The sequence below is a fragment of the Stenotrophomonas sp. YJH_SMC_25 genome, assembly GCF_059369595.1.
The window spans coordinates 299,915-317,158 of record NZ_JCAFSV010000001.1; the positions used below are offsets into that span (position 1 = coordinate 299,915).

Consider the following 17,244-nt stretch of genomic DNA (forward strand, 5'->3'; position numbering starts at 1 on the left):
AGCTGTGGCATTTGACGTTGGGTCCGCCTTGAGCGAGCCGAGCACCGCAGGTCCGGCGAGGGCGAAGAGGTGCGGGTGTCTGAGCGCAGCGAGTTCCCGCACCGTCCCTCGACGGGCCGAGGAGCGCAGGGTACCGATGCGCAGCATCGGCTCGCGCCCCGGCGGCGTGTTTCTTTGGTTACTTTCTTTGCACGAGCAAAGAAAGTGACACCTCCCCGCAGGCGCGGAAACGATCCCCCGGGCACGATCCGGCATCAGCAATGCACCGCGCAAACAAAAACGCCCGGCGCGGGGCCAGGCGTTCCTGCACTACCGTAGAAGTACGGAGACTTACGCCACCGTCGACGCCCGCAGCGCGGCGATGCGCTCTTCCAGCGGCGGATGGCTCATGAACAGCTTCTTCGCCGTCGAACCGGCAATACCGAAAGCGGCAATCTGGGTCGGCAGCGTGCTCTGGCCGTGGTTGAGCTGCAGGCGCTCCAGCGCGGCGATCATCTTCTGGCGGCCGGCCAGCGAGGCACCGCCGGCGTCGGCGCGGAACTCGCGGTGGCGCGAGAACCACATCGAGATCATGGTGGCGAACAGGCCGAACACCATCTCCAGCACGAACACGATGATGTAATAGGCGAAGCCACGGCCGCCGCCTTCGCGGTTGCCCGACAGCGCGCTGTCGATAATGCCGCCGACCACGCGGGCCAGCACGATCACGAAGGTGTTCAGCACGCCCTGCAGCAGCGCCATGGTGATCATGTCACCGTTGGCGACGTGGGCGATCTCGTGGCCCAGCACCGCTTCGGCCTCGTCTTCGCTCATGTTGTGCAGCAGGCCGGTGGACACCGCCACCAGCGCGTTGTTGCGGTTGGCGCCAGTGGCGAAGGCGTTGATCTCCGGGCCTTCGTACACCGCTACTTCGGGCATGCCGATACCGGCCGCCTTGGCCTGGCGCTCGACGGTGGCCAGCAGCCAGCGCTCGGTCTGGTTGCGCGGCTCGGTGATCACCACCGCACCGGTGGAGCGCTTGGCCATCCACTTGGAGAGCAGCAGCGAGATGAAGGAGCCACCGAAGCCGAAGATCGCGGCCATGACAAGCAGGCCGCTCATCTGGCTTGGATTGACCCCGAGCAACGACATCACGATGCTGGCGAGAATCAGGACCGCGAAGTTGGTCGCCAGGAACAGGGCAATGCGGGTAAACATGGGAAAATCCGGCTCGGAAGGGGTCGATACCGGTCAATTTGCGGTGTGGTCAGCTTGAATTCAAGCGCCAACCTGACCGACGATTCAGCCAGCATGACCTCCCCCATTCCCTGCGGTCGTTTCGCGCCCTCGCCGACCGGCCTGCTCCATCCCGGATCCCTGCTCGCCGCCTTCGGCAGCTGGCTGCTCGCGCGACATAACGGCGGCCTGTGGCGGCTGCGCATCGAAGACGTCGATCCACCACGCACCGTGCCCGGCGCCGCCGAGTCACAGCTGCAGGCGCTGGCAGCGTTCGGCCTGGTCCACGATGGCCCGATCCTCTGGCAGAGCACCCGCGGCGAGGCCTACCAGGCCGCGCTGGACGTGCTGCTGGCCAGCGACCAGGCCTTTGTCTGCCACTGCAGCCGCAGCGACCTGGCCGCCAACGGCGGCATCCACCATCGTTGCATCGCCCGGCAACCTCGACCGGACCCTGCCGTCCGCTTCCGCGTGCCACCGGGCAGCATCGTGCACTTCGACGATGGCCTGCGCGGCCCGCAGCAGCAGGACGTGCACGCCGAAGTCGGCGACTTCGTGCTGCGCCGCGCCGATGGCTGCTGGGCCTACCAGTTGGCGGTGGTGGTCGATGACGCCGTACAAGGAGTGACCGAAGTGGTGCGCGGCGCCGACCTGCTCGACTCCACCGCGCGGCAGATCCTGCTGCAGCAGGCATTGGGGCTGGCGGTGCCGCGCTACTGGCACCTGCCGCTGCTGCTGGATGCGCCGGGCCACAAACTGTCCAAGTCGCTGGCGGCGCTGCCGGTGGACAGTTCGCACCCGCTGCCCGTGCTGCGCCAGCTCTGGAAGCTGCTCGGCCAGGCACCTGGGGCGCTGGAACCTGCGCACGACCTGGATACGCTGCTGGCCACCGCTCGGCAGGCCTTCGACCCGGCACGACTGCCGCGGACCGACATCCTGTTGCCAGCCGGCGCACTTTCCGCGCCGATGTTGCAGAATCCCCCTTCCCCCACCCGACACCCGGACAACACTCCATGACATCTCGCGTCGCACTGGTCACCGGCGGAACCGGCGGCATCGGCACCGCCATCTGCCAACGCCTGGCCGACCAGGGCCACCGGGTCGCCACCAACTACCGCGACGAGGCCAAGGCCCGCGCCTGGCAGCAGGCAATGACCGAACGCGGCTCCAGCGTGTCGATCTTCCCGGGCGATGTCTCCGATCCAGGCAGCGCCGAAGCGCTGGTGCGCGCCGTCGAGGCCGAGCTGGGCCCGGTCGAGATCCTGGTCAACAACGCGGGCATCACCCGCGACACCACGTTCCATCGCATGCGCGCGGACCAGTGGCACGATGTGATCAACACCAACCTCAATTCGGTGTTCAACGTCACCCGCCCGGTCATCGAGGGCATGCGCCGCCGCGGCTGGGGCCGGGTCATCCAGATCAGTTCGATCAACGGCCTGAAGGGCCAGTACGGCCAGGCCAACTACGCGGCGGCCAAGGCCGGCATGCACGGCTTCACCATCTCGCTGGCACGCGAGAACGCCGGCTTCGGCATTACCGTCAACACCATTTCGCCCGGCTACGTCGCGACCGACATGGTGATGGCGGTGCCGGAAGAAGTGCGCGCCAAGATCGTCGCCGACATTCCCACCGGGCGCCTCGGCAAGCCGGAGGAAATCGCTTACGGGGTGTCCTTCCTGGTGGCGGAGGAAGCCTCGTGGATCACCGGAAGCAACCTGGACATCAATGGCGGCCACCATATGGGTTGGTAAGCCGCGCCGGCCTCGGCGGCGCACACCCGCCGCCCCTGCCGATGGTCATGCTGCGCAGCACGCAAACCCTTGTTGCGCAACATGATCCCCTGTGAAAGCCAAGCCTGGCGGGGGCTGAGGCGGTTGCAACGGCTGCTGCACTGCGCCATGCTTCGCATCTACTGTGACGAGTGACCGCTTCAATGGCTGCGACCCGCATCATCAAGAAGTATCCGAACCGCCGTCTCTACGACACCGAGATCTCCAGCTACATCACCATCGAGGACGTGCGCCAGCTGATCCTGGACGGTGAAGACTTCGAAGTCCGTGACGCCAAGAGCGGCGACGACCTCACCCGTTCGGTCCTGCTGCAGATCATCGCCGACCAGGAACAGGACGGCGAACCGATGCTGTCCACCCAGCTGCTGAGCCAGCTGATCCGCTTCTACGGCGATTCCCTGCAGGGCTTCATGGGCAACTACCTGGAGCGCAGCATGCAGGTCTTCCTCGACCAGCAGCAGCAGTTCCGCCAGCAGATGGGCAACCTGCTGGGCCAGACCCCGTGGGCGATGATGAACCAGTTGACCGAGCGCAACCTGGAGCTGTGGCAGGAATTCCAGCGCAGCATGGGCACCGGTTTCGGTGGTCCGCGACCGGGTGGCACGGGTACCGGCACCGGTACCGGCAACAAGCCCAACGAACCCGGTACCGGCACCGGCGGCAAGACCCGCCGCTGAGCCGATGTATCGGCAGATACGAAAACGGCGCGCCCAATGGCGCGCCGCTTTGTTTTGTGCCCCGGGGGAGCATCAACGTTTCGATTTGCACCCCGTGCATACGCGTTCGACCTTGTAGCCCTTCGCCTTCAGCTTCTCGACCACGCCGTCACCGCCCAGAAGGTGCAGCGTACCGACCACCACCAGCGTGCCACCCTGCCCGGCCTGCAGGTACGGCAGCAGCTTCGGTACCCACGCATCGTTGCGCCCGGTGTTGATGCGCTGGTAAAGCTGCGGGTACTGCTGGCGCATTTCCGCGGCCATCTTCGTCCACAACACGCGCTCATCGCCTCGCCGCCAGGCATCATGCAGCTGGCGCGCCTGCTCATCGCCCTTGCCCGCCTGATCCAGCGCCTCGGACAGCATCTGTCGCTGCTCCTGCACGGTCATGCCGTCGAGCATGCCGATCTGGGTATCGATGTCTTCCAACCCAGCGGTCCTGCGGCCGGTCTTCTGCGCGCGCTCCATGAAATGACGGTCCAGGCCCAGCGCCGGGTCCAGGCCCATCTTCTGCATCTGCCCAACCGAAATGCTCAGGCCGACGAACCAGGGCTTCATGCCCTGCATCTGTGCCAACGGAAGCTTGTTCTCGGATGCGAACGCCTGCAGCTTCTGCCAGGTGGCCGCGTCGAGATCGCGCTTGAGCTCGCTGCCATCGGTGCGCACTGCAGCCTGCACCATGCGGCTGGCCAGCTGCGGCGACTGCATGTCCTCCGGCGACAGTTCGAACACGACCCGCTGCGAGGCCTCGAAGGCCTGCTCGACATCGGGCGACAGCGGGTAGTCCTGCGGTTTCAACAGGTGGAATGATCCAAGCAGGTATACGCGTGAATCACCCGGGCCGGTCACCTTCCACAGCAGCGGCACCGGCGGCTTGGCCGCCGCCGTGGCCGCGGCGTCGGTGGCCGGTGCATTGCGCGCCGGTGCCAGCGGTGCGATTGCAAACGCTGCCATCAGCAGCGTTGCACGGAACAGTCCCTTCAACGGCATCTCAGCCCTCTCCTTCAGACAGGTGGTAGGCCTTCTCGCCCGCTTCCATGCGCAGGTCCAGCCGGTTTTCCGGCGGCGCCAGCGGGCACGTGGCATAGGCGGTGAATGCACACGGCGGGTTGTAGGCATGATTGAAATCGATGCGTAGCGTGCCGTCGGCTGCCGGCGCATCGGTATCCAGGTAGCGCCCGGCCGGATAACTGCCGCGGCCACTGGTGCGGTCGGCAAAGATCAGGAACAGCGGCTGCCCGGTGGCTCCGATCGCCTCCAGCCGCCATGTGCGGCCGTCGCGTTCGAATTCGACCGCACCCGCATTGGGCATCTCGGTGGTCAGGCCGGTGATGTCGACAATGGGCAGGGTCTTGCCCGCCGGATGCGGGATGAAGCGTGCCTGCACCTGCCAGTCCGGGCCACCCGGCCAGTACTCCAGCCCGGCGAAATCACGGCGCGCCGGCGCATCGGCATGCTTGACCCGCAGCGCATCGCGCGGCCCGCGCCGGATGATGCTGAGCTGGCCCTTGCCACCGTCGAAGGCCAACAGGGTTGGCTGCGGATCCTTGTCGGTGTCGATGCGGATACGGCCGCGCACCGGCTGGCCATCATGGCTGACATCCACACCGGCTTCGGGCGTGAACCACCACTGGCTGCCCTCGCGACGCAGCAGGCCCAGCTTGTCCGGGCCAACCGTCAGGCGGATGCCGTTGGTGGCACCACTGCCGACGAAGTGTGATTTGTTCTGCAGCCAGTGCAGGCCGACCAGGGCCGTCCAGCCATCGGGCCGGGTCAGGTCCTGGTAGCGGGCCACCCGCCATTGCTGCTGCGCGGCCGCATAGGCCGGATCTTCGGTAACCTTCGGCGCCGGCGGTGTTGCCGGACTGCACGCGGCCAACAGCAAGGCGGCCAGCAGGCCGCCCATTCCCCGATAACGCATCGATGCTCCCCTCAACGTCCGCGCAGGAACCAGCGGTCGATCTCCGCCAGCGAAAAACGGGCCCAGGTCGGCCTGCCGTGGTTGCACTGGCCAGACCGTTCGGTGATTTCCATGTCGCGCAGCAGCGCGTTCATTTCCGGCACGGTCAGGCGCCGGTTGGCACGCACCGCACCGTGACAGGCCATTGTCGACAGCAGTTCGTCACGTGCGCTGGCCACGCGGCGGCTCTGGCCGTGCTCGCGCAGGTCGGTCAGCACATCGCGCAGCAGCCCCTCCGGTTCGGCATGCGCCAACAGCGCTGGAATACTGCGCACGTGCAGCGATCCGGGACCGGCACGGGTCACCTCGAAGCCGAGCGCCGCCAACGTTTCGGCTTCACTTTCGGCGGTGTCGGCTTCGCGCTCGCCCACGGCGAGTGTGATCGGCACCAGCAGCGGCTGCGACTGCAGGCCGATACCATCGTGCGCGTTCTTCAGGCGCTCGTAGCCGATGCGCTCGTGCGCGGCATGCATGTCGACCACGATCAGGCCTTCTGCGTTCTCGGCCAGGATGTAGATGCCGTGCAGCTGCGCGATCGCGTAGCCCAGCGGCGGTACGCCGGCGTCGGCACTGGTCACCGGCAGTCCGTTCTCGGCCGGCATCGGCGGCAGCGCAGCACCGCGTTCGGCACCGGCCGGTGCGGCATACAGCGCGGCATAGGCCGCCGGTGCATCGGCCACCTGCAGTCCAAGGGGCTGCTGCGGGCGCCAGCCGGAAAAACCACCACCACCGCCACCCGAGCCGGCACCGGGCGCAGGTCCACGCGCCAGCCCGAAACCCGATGCGCCCGCGCTCGATGTCATCGGTGCAGCAGCGGCGTCCACCGGATGCACCGGACCCGCACCGATCTCCTGCGCCGACATGCCGGCGCGGGTATCAGCCAGCGCGTCCTTCAGCGTGCGGTAGACGAAATCGTGCACCAGCCGCGAATCACGGAAGCGAACCTCGTGCTTGGCCGGGTGCACGTTGACGTCAACGCGGGTCGGGTCGAGCTCGAGGAACAGCACATAGGCTGGCTGGCGGCCGTGGTACAGCACATCGCCGTAAGCCATCTTCACCGCATGGGCGACGCTGCGGTCGCGCACCGAACGGCCGTTGACGTACAGGTACTGCTGGTCGGCGCTGGCGCGCGAATAATGCGGCTGCGCGATCCAGCCGTGCAGGCGCAGGCCGGCACCACTGTGGTCGACGCGCACGGCCTGGTTGGCGAAATCCTCGCCCAGCGTTTCGGCCAGGCGCGCATCGGAATACAGATCGCCCGGCTTGTAGCGGCGCGAGGCCTTGCCGTTGTGCGACACGCGCAGCTCGACATCCGGTCGCGCAAGCGCCAGCGAACGCAACCACTCTTCGATATGGCCCAGTTCGGTACGCTCGGCGCGCAGGAACTTGCGCCGCGCCGGTACGTTGTAGAACAGCTCGCGCACTTCCACCGTGGTGCCCGGTGCATGCGCACGTGGCGTCACTTCGCCGATCTTGCCGCCTTCGATCTGCAGTGCCGAACCGTGTTCGTCATGCGCGCGACGCGAGGACAGGGTAAAGCGGCTGACCGAGGCGATCGACGGCAGCGCTTCGCCACGGAACCCGAGCGTGGCCACCGATTCGAGGTCGTCCAGATCGGCGATCTTGCTGGTGGCGTGGCGCGAGACCGCCAGCGGCAGCTGTTCCGGCGCGATGCCACTGCCATTGTCGCGGATGCGGATCAGGCGGACACCACCCTCTTCAAGATCGATATCAACGCGGCTGGCACCGGCATCGATCGCGTTCTCGACCAGCTCCTTGACCACTGACGCAGGACGTTCGACCACTTCGCCGGCGGCGATCTGGTTGATCAGGATTTCCGGCAACGGCCGGATCGGGCGCGGTCCGGGCGCGCTCATGGGAGAGGATGGGCAGCAGACTTCATGGGTTGATGATAGCGGAGCCGCCCCGTGTAGAGTCGACTGTCAGTCGACTGCCCTCCGCCGGGCGGCGAAAACCCCGCGCTGCGCGCGTAGTCGACTGACAGTCGACGCTACAGAAAGCAGTAACCTGCCTTCGGCGGGTTACTTGCTGCCGCCGGCCATGGTCCCGGCAGCGTCGATCTCGGCCTGGGCACGGGCTGCGTACAGCGTGCCCGGCGGTGGCTGGCGGCTGAAGAAGGTGTGCACGCCATCGAGCACGGCGCCGGCGATCTTGCGCTGGTAGGCCGGGTCGATCAGGCGGCGCTCTTCGTCCGGGTTGGAGATGAACGCGGTTTCCACCAGCATCGCCGGCATGTCCGAGGTGCGCAGCACGGCGAAGTTCGCACGTTCGATGTTCGGCTTGTGGTTGTTGCCGATCCGCTTCAGGCCGCCCAGCACGTGGCCGGCGGCATCTTCAGATGCCTTCATGTAACCGCTCTGGGCAAGGTCCAGCAGCACGTTGGCAAGCGTGCCTTCGGTCTGCTGCAGGCGCACGCCACCCACCAGGTCGGCCGCGTTTTCCTTGTCCGCCAGCCAGCGGGCGCGCTGCGAAGAGGCGCCCTTGGTCGACAGCACGTATACCGACGAACCAGTGGCCGAACGGTTTTCGGCCGCGTCGGCATGGATCGAAATGAAGATGTCGGCCTTGTTTGCACGTGCCTTCTGCGCACGCATCGGCAGCGGGATGAACACGTCGCTGTCGCGGGTCAGATAGGCCTTCAGGCCCGGCGTCGCATTGACCTGGCGGGCCAGCTCACGCGCCACCGCCAGGGTGACATCCTTTTCGCGCTTGCCGGTCGGGCCGATCGCGCCGGGATCCTGGCCACCATGGCCGGGATCGATGGCGACCACCAGATGACGCATGCCGGCCTGCATGCGGATGCGCGAGGCATCGCTGGGCATGGCCGGGCGCGGCGGTTCCACCGGCGTCGGCGCCGGTGCAGGCACGGTAGCCGGCGGCGTGGTCACCACGGCGGCGGTGCGCTGGCCGGCCAGGATCGCGGCCGGCGAGGAAGAAGGTGAGCTGCTGGCCACGGTACCGGCCGCCGCAACCTGGGCCGGCGCGGTGGACGGCGCCGGGGTCGGCGTGGCCGGTGCGGCGGCAGTGGCACTGGCCTGCTGCCGCACCTGCGCGGTCAGCAGTGCGGTCGCACGTGCGGCATCGGAACGCGACTGTGCGCTTTCAGCCGGGGTCGGCGCGGGCGTCGCCACCGGTGCCTGCGGCTGCACCGCCGGTGTCGCTGCCGGACGGCTGGCGGCCATGGCCGGGCCATCGCCCGGCCATTCGATCACCAGCTTGGATTCATTGCCCTCCCGCTGCATCTGCGGGCGGAACGGCGCCACCGATTCAGCGAGGTCGAAAACGACACGGAAGGTCCCCGGCACCGGCTGTCCGGTACGCACCGCCGTGACCACGCCCTGCGCAGCCGGCATCTTCAGGTTGCGTATGGCGCTGGAGTCAGGGAAGTCGACCACCAGACGGTTCGGACTGGCCAGAGAAAGCGTCTTGTAGCCGCCACTGCCGACCAGCGAGATCTCGGCACGGGTGCCGGTGGCGCCGGTATTCAGCAGGACCTGGCGGACTTCACCGGCCCACGCACTGACGCTCGCCAGACCCAGTCCGACGGCGGCACAGATAGCGATGAGACGGTTCCCCGGGCGCATGGCTCAGGATTCAATCACCGCGCTGAACGGAATGCAACACCTTTTTCCTTAATAATCCGTAACCTGCCGGTCTTTGTTCTCGTCAGCCGACAGAAATGGCCTGCAAGTCGCCCTCTTGGGGAAGCCGCTTCAGCCACTCATGTCCGACGTCGCTGGCTCCGGTGAGACGGGCGCGACGCCCCTGCCCCTCGATCTCCAACGCCACCACCAGGTCGGTCGGCGGCAGCGCGCCAGCGCCGCGTTCCGGCCATTCCACCAGCCACAACACCGCGCTGCCCTCGTCCAGGCCCAGGAAATCGAGTTCGCCGGCTTGGCCGATCCGGTACAGGTCCAGGTGCCAGGCCTCGCCACCGCTGGCCAGCGGATAGCGCTCGACCAGGGTGTAAGTGGGGCTGCGGATCGCGCCCTGCACGCCCAGCGCGCGCAGCAGTGCGCGTGCGGTGGTGGATTTGCCGGCGCCCAGGTCGCCGCGCAGTTCGATCAGCGCCTGCGGCGGTCGGGTCGCCGCCAGCCACTGCCCGAGCAGTTCGGTGGCATCGCTGTCGGCAAGGAAGAATTCAGTCATGAAGAGCGTTCCGGGTTGGCCAGTTGCCGCAGCGGCACCAGCAGATCAGTGGGAAGCATGCCGCGCGCGCCGTCGGCGGCCGCAGCGTCGCCGGCGAGCGCGTGCAGCAGTGCGCCAGTGGCGGCAGCGTCGAAGGCGGCCAGGCCCTGCGCGCGCAGGCTGGCAATGATGCCGGTGAGCAGGTCGCCCATGCCCCCCACGGCCATGCCGGGGTTGCCTGCAGCAATCAGCCGTGGCACCTGCCCGGGCGCCGTCACGATGCTGCCCGCGCCCTTCAGCACCACCACGGCGTGGAAGCGCTCGGCCAACGCCTGCGCACAGCGGTAGCGATCGGCCTGGATGTCAGCGGTACTGCAGTCGAGCAGGCGCGCGGCCTCGCCCGGATGTGGCGTAAGGATCGCCTCCGGCAGCGCGCGCGGATCCTGCGCCAGCAGATTCAGCGCATCGGCATCAACCACCAGCGGTTTGTCGCTGTCCAGCACCTGCGCAAACATTGCGCGTGCCCATTCGTCCTGGCCCAGGCCGGGGCCGATCGCCACCACCCTGGCCTTCTCCAGCAGCGCCGGCAGCACATCGCCATCTTCAAGCGCATGGGTCATCGCCTCGGGAAGCCGAGCCAGCAACGGGCCGACGTGATCGCGCCGGGTGGCCAGGCTCAACAGTCCCGCGCCGGCACGCAGTGCCGCTTCGGCCGCCATCGCGATGGCCCCACCGCTGCCATGGTTGCCGCCGACGCACAGCACGTGCCCGGATTCGCCCTTGTGGGTATTGGCACGACGCGGCGGCAGCAGTGCCGGCAAGCGAGCCTGGGTCCAGTGCTCTGCGGCGGGTGACACGCCCTGCCATGCGGCCGTGGGTAGCTGCAGCGGCGCCAACGCCTTCCGCCCGCAATGATCCAGCGCATCGCCGGTATACAGCCCGCGATGCGGCACGATGAACTGCAGGGTCAAAGCAGCCTTCACCGCCTCGCCCGGTACGGCGCCCCGGTCGGCATCGACGCCACTGGGGACGTCCAGCGCCAGAACCGGTGCCGTCTGCGCGTTGAGGGCGGCGATCAGCGCCTGCGCCACACCTTCCGGCGCACGGTCGAAGCCCAGACCGAACAGGGCATCAACCCAGATATCGGCCTCGGGCAGCCCGCCGTCGAAATCGGTGATGGTGCCGCCGTGGGACGTGAATTCCGATGCTGCACGCTGTGCCAGCGACGTCGCCGGTGGCTTGCCCGGCAAGGCGATCACCGTCACCGCGCGCCCGGCCTTCCGTGCATGGCGGGCCAGCACCAGGCCGTCGCCGCCGTTGTTGCCTGCTCCGACCACCACGCCGATCCGCTGCGCCTGCGGCCAATGCTGCAGCAGGCACTGCCAGGCGGCCTGGCCGGCCTGCGCCATCAGGCCCCAACCACCCTCGGCGGCCAGCGCCGAAGCCTGCGCATCAAGCGCACGCGCGGCAGCGGAATCGAAAAGATCGGCAAGGTTGGCCATGCAGGGATTTTATACTGGTGCACATGTCCCCCGCCCCCATCCCTGTCGATCCGGCCCAGGCCGTGCAGCGCATCCGCGAACTGGCGCGTGCGCATGGCTTCCAGCGCTGCGGTATCGCCGGCATCGAGCTGGGCGAGGATGAGGCGCACCTGGCCGACTGGCTGGGCCAGGGCCTGTACGGCACGATGGACTGGATGGCGCGCCACGGCACCCTGCGCGCGCGCCCGGCCGAGCTGCTGCCCGGCACCGTACGGGTGATCTCGGTAGGCATGGACTACAGCCACAAGGACGACACCGAAGCCTGGGCAACCCTGGCCGACCCGGGCCGCGCCTACGTGGCCCGTTACGCCTTGGGCCGCGACTACCACAAGCTGATGCGCAACCGCCTGCAGAAGCTGGCCACGCAGATCAACGATGAAGTGGCACCGCTGGGCTACCGCGTGTTCGTCGATTCGGCGCCCGTGCTGGAACGCGCACTGGCGCGCAATGCCGGCCTGGGCTGGATCGGCAAGCACACCTGCCTGATCGACCGCCATGGCGGCTCCTGGTTCTTCATCGGCGAGATCTACATCGATATCCCGCTGCCGATCGATGCACCGGCCACGGCACACTGCGGCACCTGCACGCGCTGCATCGATGTCTGCCCGACCCAGGCCATCACCGGCCCGCAGCGGCTGGACGCGCGGCGCTGTATTTCCTACCTGACCATCGAGCACGACGGTGCCATCCCCGAAGACATGCGGCCGTTGATCGGCAACCGCATCTACGGCTGTGACGACTGCCAGTTGGTCTGCCCCTGGAACAAGTTCGCCAAGCGTACCGACGAAGCCGATTTCCGCGCGCGCAACAACCTCGACACTGCCCGTCTGGACCAGCTGTTTGCCTGGGACGAAGCTGAATTCCTGCGCCGTACCGAAGGCAGCCCGATCCGGCGCAGCGGCCATGAACGCTGGCTGCGCAACATCGCCGTGGCACTGGGCAATGCACCGTCCTCGGCCGAAGCGTTGGCCGCGTTGCATACCCGCGTCGATGATCCCTCGCCGCTGGTGCGCGAACACGTGCAATGGGCGCTGGACCAGCACAGGGTGCGCTGACGTGCGATCCTGAGCCCCCGTTCCGCCCGCAGCACGCCGTTCCCATGCAGCCACGCAACAACGACATCCTCACCCCCAGCCAGCTCAACACCCTGGCCCGCGACCTGCTGGAAGGCAGCTTCCCGGCGATCTGGGTCGAGGCCGAACTGGGCAGCGTGGCGCGTCCCGCCTCCGGGCATCTGTATTTGACCCTGAAGGATGCACGTGCGCAGCTGCGCGCGGCAATGTTCCGGATGAAGGCGCAGTACCTGAAGTTCGTGCCGCGCGAAGGCATGCGCGTGCTGGTGCGCGGCAAGGTGACCCTGTACGACGCCCGTGGCGAGTACCAGATGGTGCTGGACCATATGGAGGAAGCCGGCGAAGGCGCGCTGCGCCGCGCGTTCGAAGAGCTGAAGGCACGCCTGGAAGCCGAAGGCCTGTTCGACCCGGCACGCAAGCGGCCGTTGCCGGCGCACGTGCAGCGCCTGGCGGTGATCACCTCGCCCACCGGCGCCGCCGTGCGCGACGTGCTGAGCGTGCTCGGCCGCCGCTTCCCGCTGCTGGAAGTGGACCTGCTGCCGACCTTGGTGCAGGGCAGCAGCGCCGCTGCACAGATCACCCGCCTGCTGCAGGCCGCCGATGCCAGTGGCCGCTACGACGTGATCCTGCTGACCCGTGGCGGCGGTTCACTGGAAGACCTGTGGGCCTTCAACGATGAAGCACTGGCCCGCGCGATCGCCGCCAGCCGCACCCCGGTAGTGTCGGCGGTGGGCCATGAAACCGACTTCAGCCTCAGCGATTTTGCCGCCGACCTGCGCGCACCAACGCCGTCGGTGGCAGCCGAGCTGCTGGTACCGGACCAGCGCGAACTGGCCCTGCGCCTGCGCCGTACGGCCGCGCGCATGGTGCAGCTGCAACGGCATGCGATGCAGCAGGCGATGCAGCGTGCCGACCGCGCCCTGCTGCGCCTGAACGCACAGAGCCCGCAGGCGCGGCTGGACCTGTTGCGCCGCCGTCAGCTCGATCTGGGCCGGCGCCTGCATGCGGTCTTCAACCAGCAGCAGGAGCGCCGTGCCGCACGCCTGCGCCATGCGGCCGCGGTACTGCGCGGGCACCATCCGCAACGCCAGCTCGACGCGATGCAGCGCCGCCTGACCGCCCTGCGCGGGCGGCCGCAGGCAGCGATGCAGCGCCTGCTGGAGCGCGATGCACTGCGACTGCGCGGACTGGCGCGTTCACTGGAAGCGGTCAGCCCGTTGGCCACCGTGGCCCGTGGCTACAGCATCCTGACCCGCACTGACGATGGCACGCTGGTACGGAAGGTCAACCAGGTGCAGCCCGGTGACGCGCTGCAGGCCCGCGTTGGCGACGGCGTGATCGACGTGCAGGTCAAGTAGAGGGTTGCTCGGCAGGGCTGCGCCCTGCACCTGCAGAGGCTTCAAGCAACGGCCGAAGCAACAGCCAAAGCGGCTCTGGATTGCTGATGGTTTGGCGGGGCGGTGTGGCTGTGCAGGACACGCCGTAAACCCATCCCTGGGGGCTCGATGGCGCCATCCATGGCGCCAACGGTCCTGCACAGCCACACCGCCCCACCCTCGACAATGTCCCGATGACGGTCGGTAGATCCACGCCATGCGTGGATGAATCTCTTTCAGATATCGAATCAATTCGGGGTCAGATCCGTTTTCCTGCGGAAAACGGATCTGACCCCAAGCGCCATTCCGGCAGATCGCGGACATCTGTCGAAGGCGGGGTGGATCCGGTTGCGGGAGTGTCCGCGGCATGGATGCCGCGGCCAAGCCCCCATGGACGGGTTTACGGCGTCTCCCGCAACCGAACCCACCCCGCCATCCCACGGATAGCCAGCTTTTGCTTCGGCTGTTGCTGTTGCTGTTGCTGTTGCTCTGGCTTCGGCAGGTGCAGGGCTGCAAGCCCTCCCGCCCCCCCCCTACTTTGCCTGCTCGCAGAACTTCTGCCGGTACTCGAGCGCCTTCGGCATCAGCGCCTGCAGGTTCTGGATGCGGGTGCCCGGATTCGGATGGGTCGAGGCGAACTCCGGTGGCGACTGGCCGCCGCTGGCCTGGCCCATGCGCTGCCACAGCGGCACCGCCTCGCGGGGATCGAAGCACGCCGCTGCGGCCAGCATCAGCCCCACTTCATCCGCCTGTGTCTCGTGGCTGCGCGCATACGGCAGCAGGTAGCCATAGCCCATCGCCGACATCATCATCTGTTGCTGCTGCGCATCCATGCCGCTGGCGGCGCCGGCCACCTGCCCGATCTGAGTCAGCTTCTGCTGGGCCATGCGCTGTGCACCATGGCGCAGCAGCGCATGGGCGATCTCATGCCCCATCACCACCGCCATCGCATCGCGGGTGCGTGCTACCGGCACCAGCCCGGTATAGACCGCCATCTTGCCGCCCGGCAGGCAGAACGCATTGGCCTGGTCGGACGGGATCACATTCACTTCCCACTGGAAATCCCGCGCGAAATGCGCCGGCTGCACGCCGTGCTCCTGGGCCAGCGCGGTCTCCACCACATCGACCTTGGCAATCAGGCGCTGGGCGATGTCACGCACATCGCGCGCGATCGGTGCATTGGGGTCCATCGGCCGTTCCTGCGACAGGATCTGCTGGTAGGCCTGCAGCCCCAGCGCGGTTTCCTGGCGCGCGTCCAGGCTGCTGTCGATCATCACCTTCTCGCCGGTGTACGGATCGACCGTGCGGTTGGAGAACCAGTAGAACAGCGCATAGGCGGCGGCCAGCAGCAGCACCCACCAGCGGATGTTGCCGAACAGGCCACGCCGCTGTGGGCCTTGCGACGAGCGGGAGAAGGGATCGTTGCGCATCGGGGGACTTCCTGCTGGCCCCGCCGGCTGGCGGGCACGGCGCAATCTTAGTGCGCCGCTGCCCGCAGCGGGTGAAGCCGGGTGCCGCTCAGATGCCGCGCACCAGGCGGAAGCCGATGCGGGCGTTGGTGGTATCCGAATCCTGGGATTGCCGCCAGGCCGCGCGGGTCTGCTCGGGGGCATTGGCCCAGTTGCCACCGCGGATCACCCGCGACCGGCAGCCCGGATTGAACCAGGCGACGCCATCGGACGGTGCGCGGCGGTAGCTGGCATGCCAGCAGTCGGCCACCCATTCGCTGAGGTTGCCGCCCATATCGTGCAGACCGAAGGCATTGGCCTGGAAGCTGGCCACCGGCGCCGGCCCCCACCAGCCATCGCCGTACCCGATAAACGCGTTGTGCCAGTGCCGTCCCGAAGGCGAAACGTCCTTGCTGCCGGTGAAGTTGCCGCTGCCTGGCGGCGGCACGCCGGCATCGCCCCACGGATAGCGGCCACTGCTGCCAGCGCGCAGCGCGTACTCGAACTCGGCTTCGCTGGGCAGCCGGTAGCTGCGGCCAGTCTGCTCGGACAGCCACGCCGCATAATTCTCGGCATCACGCACACTGACGTGCATCACCGGCGAGTTGCCCAGCGCGCGACCGCCGTCGTAGTCGGAACGCCAGTCCACGCCGCTGCGGCGGATGAAATTGCCGCTGCGTTCGTCGTAGACCACCGAATGGCCACGCCGGGTCGCGCGCGGGCGCGCATTGGAGGCTTTCACGTAGCGCTCGAAATCGCTGACGGTGATCTCGGTGATCGCCATGGCAAAGCCGCGATCGAAGCGCACGTAGTGCGACGGACGCTCGGCATCACTCGAGCCCGGCTCGGCATCGCCTGCACCCATCTGGAAGCCACCGTGGGGCACCACCACCATCTGCGGTCCGCGCCCCCCATCGCGCATCGCATCACTGAACACCTGTCCCGGCCGGAAGCTCCCGTAATGGGTGGCCAGGTCGATGCGCTCGCGAAGCTGGCCCACCACTGCATCACCCGGCAGAGCGATGCGAAGCGCCTCGGCCAGCTTCTCGCGCGCCGGCTTCAGGCCTTGTGGCGTGGCAAGGTCACGCAGACCGTCATCACGCAGCTGCAGCAGCGTGGCGGCGCGGATCTGCTCGATGCGTTCGAAGGCGTCGGCGATCGTCGGTGACGAATCGCGCACTTTGCTGGCTTCGGCCAGCCAGGTGCCGGCGCTCGCGAAATCGCGCGTGCGTGCAGCGTCCTCGGCACGGCGGATCAGCCCGCTTTCGGCTGCGGCCAGTCCCTGCCGTGCACGACTGTTGTCCTCATCCAGTGCCAGCGCCTCACGGAAGTTGCTGATGGCCCCATCCCCGTCTTCACCGATCCGGTCCGAGCGCAGGTCCTCTTCGCCGGCGCGGTTGTAAGCCACCACACGCTGGGCAAGCTCCACCCGTCCCTGCAGCGCACGCACCTTTTCGTCCTTTGGCGCCAGCGTCAGCAACACCAGCGCCTGGCGGCGGGCCTCGGCCAGCGCCTCACGCTGCTTCAGCGGCCGCACCAGCAGGGCGTCGGCCTGCTGCTGCAGGCGCTGGCGGGCACGCTGCAGGCCCAGCCGGGCCTGGCGGTCATCCGGGTCTTCTTCCTGCACCGCCAGCCACAGCGGAATGGCGGCATCCGCATCTTCATAGAGCCGGCCTTCAGCGAACGCCTGCTCGGCGGCGCGCCGCAACTGGGCCAGGCTGCGGCCCTGGCGGTCCACCCGTGGCGGCGTCCACTGCTGTACGTCCTCGGCGGCATCTTCACCGGCGATGGTCACGCTGCCCTGCCCGGCCTGCGAACTGGCATTGGCGCCGGTGTCGGCGCCCTCGGCCGCGCGCGCCTCTTCGCTGGCGGCCCGTTCCGCCGGCGCGGACGGCGACGGCGTGCAGCCGGCCAGGGCCACGGCCAGGGCGGTGCACAGCACGGGCGACAACGGAAAACGCAAGCAGAGCCTC

Annotated in this window: 14 protein-coding genes; 5 read left to right on the plus strand and 9 right to left on the minus strand. The window is 68.0% G+C overall.

What is annotated here, in order from left to right:
- Window positions 1–330: 330 nt before the first annotated feature.
- Complete coding sequence (htpX, locus tag AC5P7E_RS01440) at window positions 331–1,197, minus strand: protease HtpX (protein ID WP_005410387.1); 867 nt, start codon at window positions 1,195–1,197, stop codon at window positions 331–333.
- A 93-nt stretch (window positions 1,198–1,290) separates the two neighbouring features.
- Here htpX and gluQRS point away from each other — a divergent pair, with 93 nt between their 5' ends.
- From gluQRS to phaR, 3 genes are all read left to right on the plus strand, one after another.
- The gene (gene gluQRS, locus AC5P7E_RS01445; protein WP_114618893.1) at window positions 1,291–2,232 is read left to right on the plus strand and encodes a tRNA glutamyl-Q(34) synthetase GluQRS; all 942 of its coding nucleotides are present in this window, start codon (window positions 1,291–1,293) and stop codon (window positions 2,230–2,232) included.
- A complete protein-coding gene (gene phbB, locus AC5P7E_RS01450; RefSeq protein WP_114618892.1) occupies window positions 2,229–2,969 on the plus strand; it encodes an acetoacetyl-CoA reductase in 741 nt (246 codons plus the stop codon). Before gluQRS ends, phbB begins: the two co-directional genes overlap by 4 nt.
- A 182-nt stretch (window positions 2,970–3,151) precedes the next feature.
- Complete coding sequence (gene phaR, locus AC5P7E_RS01455) at window positions 3,152–3,685, plus strand: polyhydroxyalkanoate synthesis repressor PhaR (protein WP_049451648.1); 534 nt, start codon at window positions 3,152–3,154, stop codon at window positions 3,683–3,685.
- A gap of 72 nt (window positions 3,686–3,757) precedes the next feature.
- On the opposite strand, the gene AC5P7E_RS01460 is transcribed toward phaR, so the two are convergent.
- The 6 genes from AC5P7E_RS01460 to AC5P7E_RS01485 form a co-directional block, all read right to left on the minus strand.
- Window positions 3,758–4,714, minus strand: coding sequence for a TraB/GumN family protein (locus AC5P7E_RS01460; protein ID WP_062606513.1), 957 nt, complete (start codon window positions 4,712–4,714; stop codon window positions 3,758–3,760).
- Window position 4,715: 1 nt separating this feature from the next.
- The gene (locus AC5P7E_RS01465) at window positions 4,716–5,645 is read right to left on the minus strand and encodes a DUF1684 domain-containing protein (RefSeq protein ID WP_005410393.1); all 930 of its coding nucleotides are present in this window, start codon (window positions 5,643–5,645) and stop codon (window positions 4,716–4,718) included.
- 11 nt (window positions 5,646–5,656) lie between these two features.
- The gene (mutL, locus tag AC5P7E_RS01470) at window positions 5,657–7,561 is read right to left on the minus strand and encodes a DNA mismatch repair endonuclease MutL (RefSeq protein ID WP_062606511.1); all 1,905 of its coding nucleotides are present in this window, start codon (window positions 7,559–7,561) and stop codon (window positions 5,657–5,659) included.
- A 165-nt stretch (window positions 7,562–7,726) separates the two neighbouring features.
- A complete protein-coding gene (locus AC5P7E_RS01475; protein WP_099484826.1) occupies window positions 7,727–9,289 on the minus strand; it encodes an N-acetylmuramoyl-L-alanine amidase in 1,563 nt (520 codons plus the stop codon).
- Between the two features lie 82 nt (window positions 9,290–9,371).
- Window positions 9,372–9,854, minus strand: a complete 483-nt coding sequence (gene tsaE, locus AC5P7E_RS01480; RefSeq protein WP_114618891.1) for a tRNA (adenosine(37)-N6)-threonylcarbamoyltransferase complex ATPase subunit type 1 TsaE — start codon at window positions 9,852–9,854, stop codon at window positions 9,372–9,374.
- Window positions 9,851–11,335: an NAD(P)H-hydrate dehydratase gene (locus tag AC5P7E_RS01485; RefSeq protein ID WP_099484827.1), complete on the minus strand. Its 1,485-nt coding sequence runs from the start codon at window positions 11,333–11,335 to the stop codon at window positions 9,851–9,853. The genes tsaE and AC5P7E_RS01485 overlap by 4 nt, the downstream gene beginning before the upstream one ends.
- A 23-nt stretch (window positions 11,336–11,358) precedes the next feature.
- Here AC5P7E_RS01485 and queG point away from each other — a divergent pair, with 23 nt between their 5' ends.
- Both queG and xseA read left to right on the plus strand, forming a co-directional pair.
- On the plus strand, window positions 11,359–12,429 hold the full coding sequence (gene queG / locus AC5P7E_RS01490; RefSeq protein ID WP_033834693.1) for a tRNA epoxyqueuosine(34) reductase QueG: 1,071 nt from the start codon (window positions 11,359–11,361) through the stop codon (window positions 12,427–12,429).
- A 44-nt stretch (window positions 12,430–12,473) separates the two neighbouring features.
- Window positions 12,474–13,805: an exodeoxyribonuclease VII large subunit gene (gene xseA, locus AC5P7E_RS01495; RefSeq protein WP_114618889.1), complete on the plus strand. Its 1,332-nt coding sequence runs from the start codon at window positions 12,474–12,476 to the stop codon at window positions 13,803–13,805.
- Window positions 13,806–14,356: 551 nt separating this feature from the next.
- On the opposite strand, the gene AC5P7E_RS01500 is transcribed toward xseA, so the two are convergent.
- Together AC5P7E_RS01500 and AC5P7E_RS01505 are read right to left on the minus strand one after the other, a co-directional pair.
- Window positions 14,357–15,253, minus strand: coding sequence for a M48 family metallopeptidase (locus AC5P7E_RS01500; RefSeq protein ID WP_005410400.1), 897 nt, complete (start codon window positions 15,251–15,253; stop codon window positions 14,357–14,359).
- An 88-nt stretch (window positions 15,254–15,341) separates the two neighbouring features.
- Entirely contained in the window at window positions 15,342–17,234 is a 1,893-nt protein-coding gene (locus AC5P7E_RS01505; protein WP_329761643.1) for a formylglycine-generating enzyme family protein, read from the minus strand.
- Window positions 17,235–17,244 lie beyond the last annotated feature (10 nt).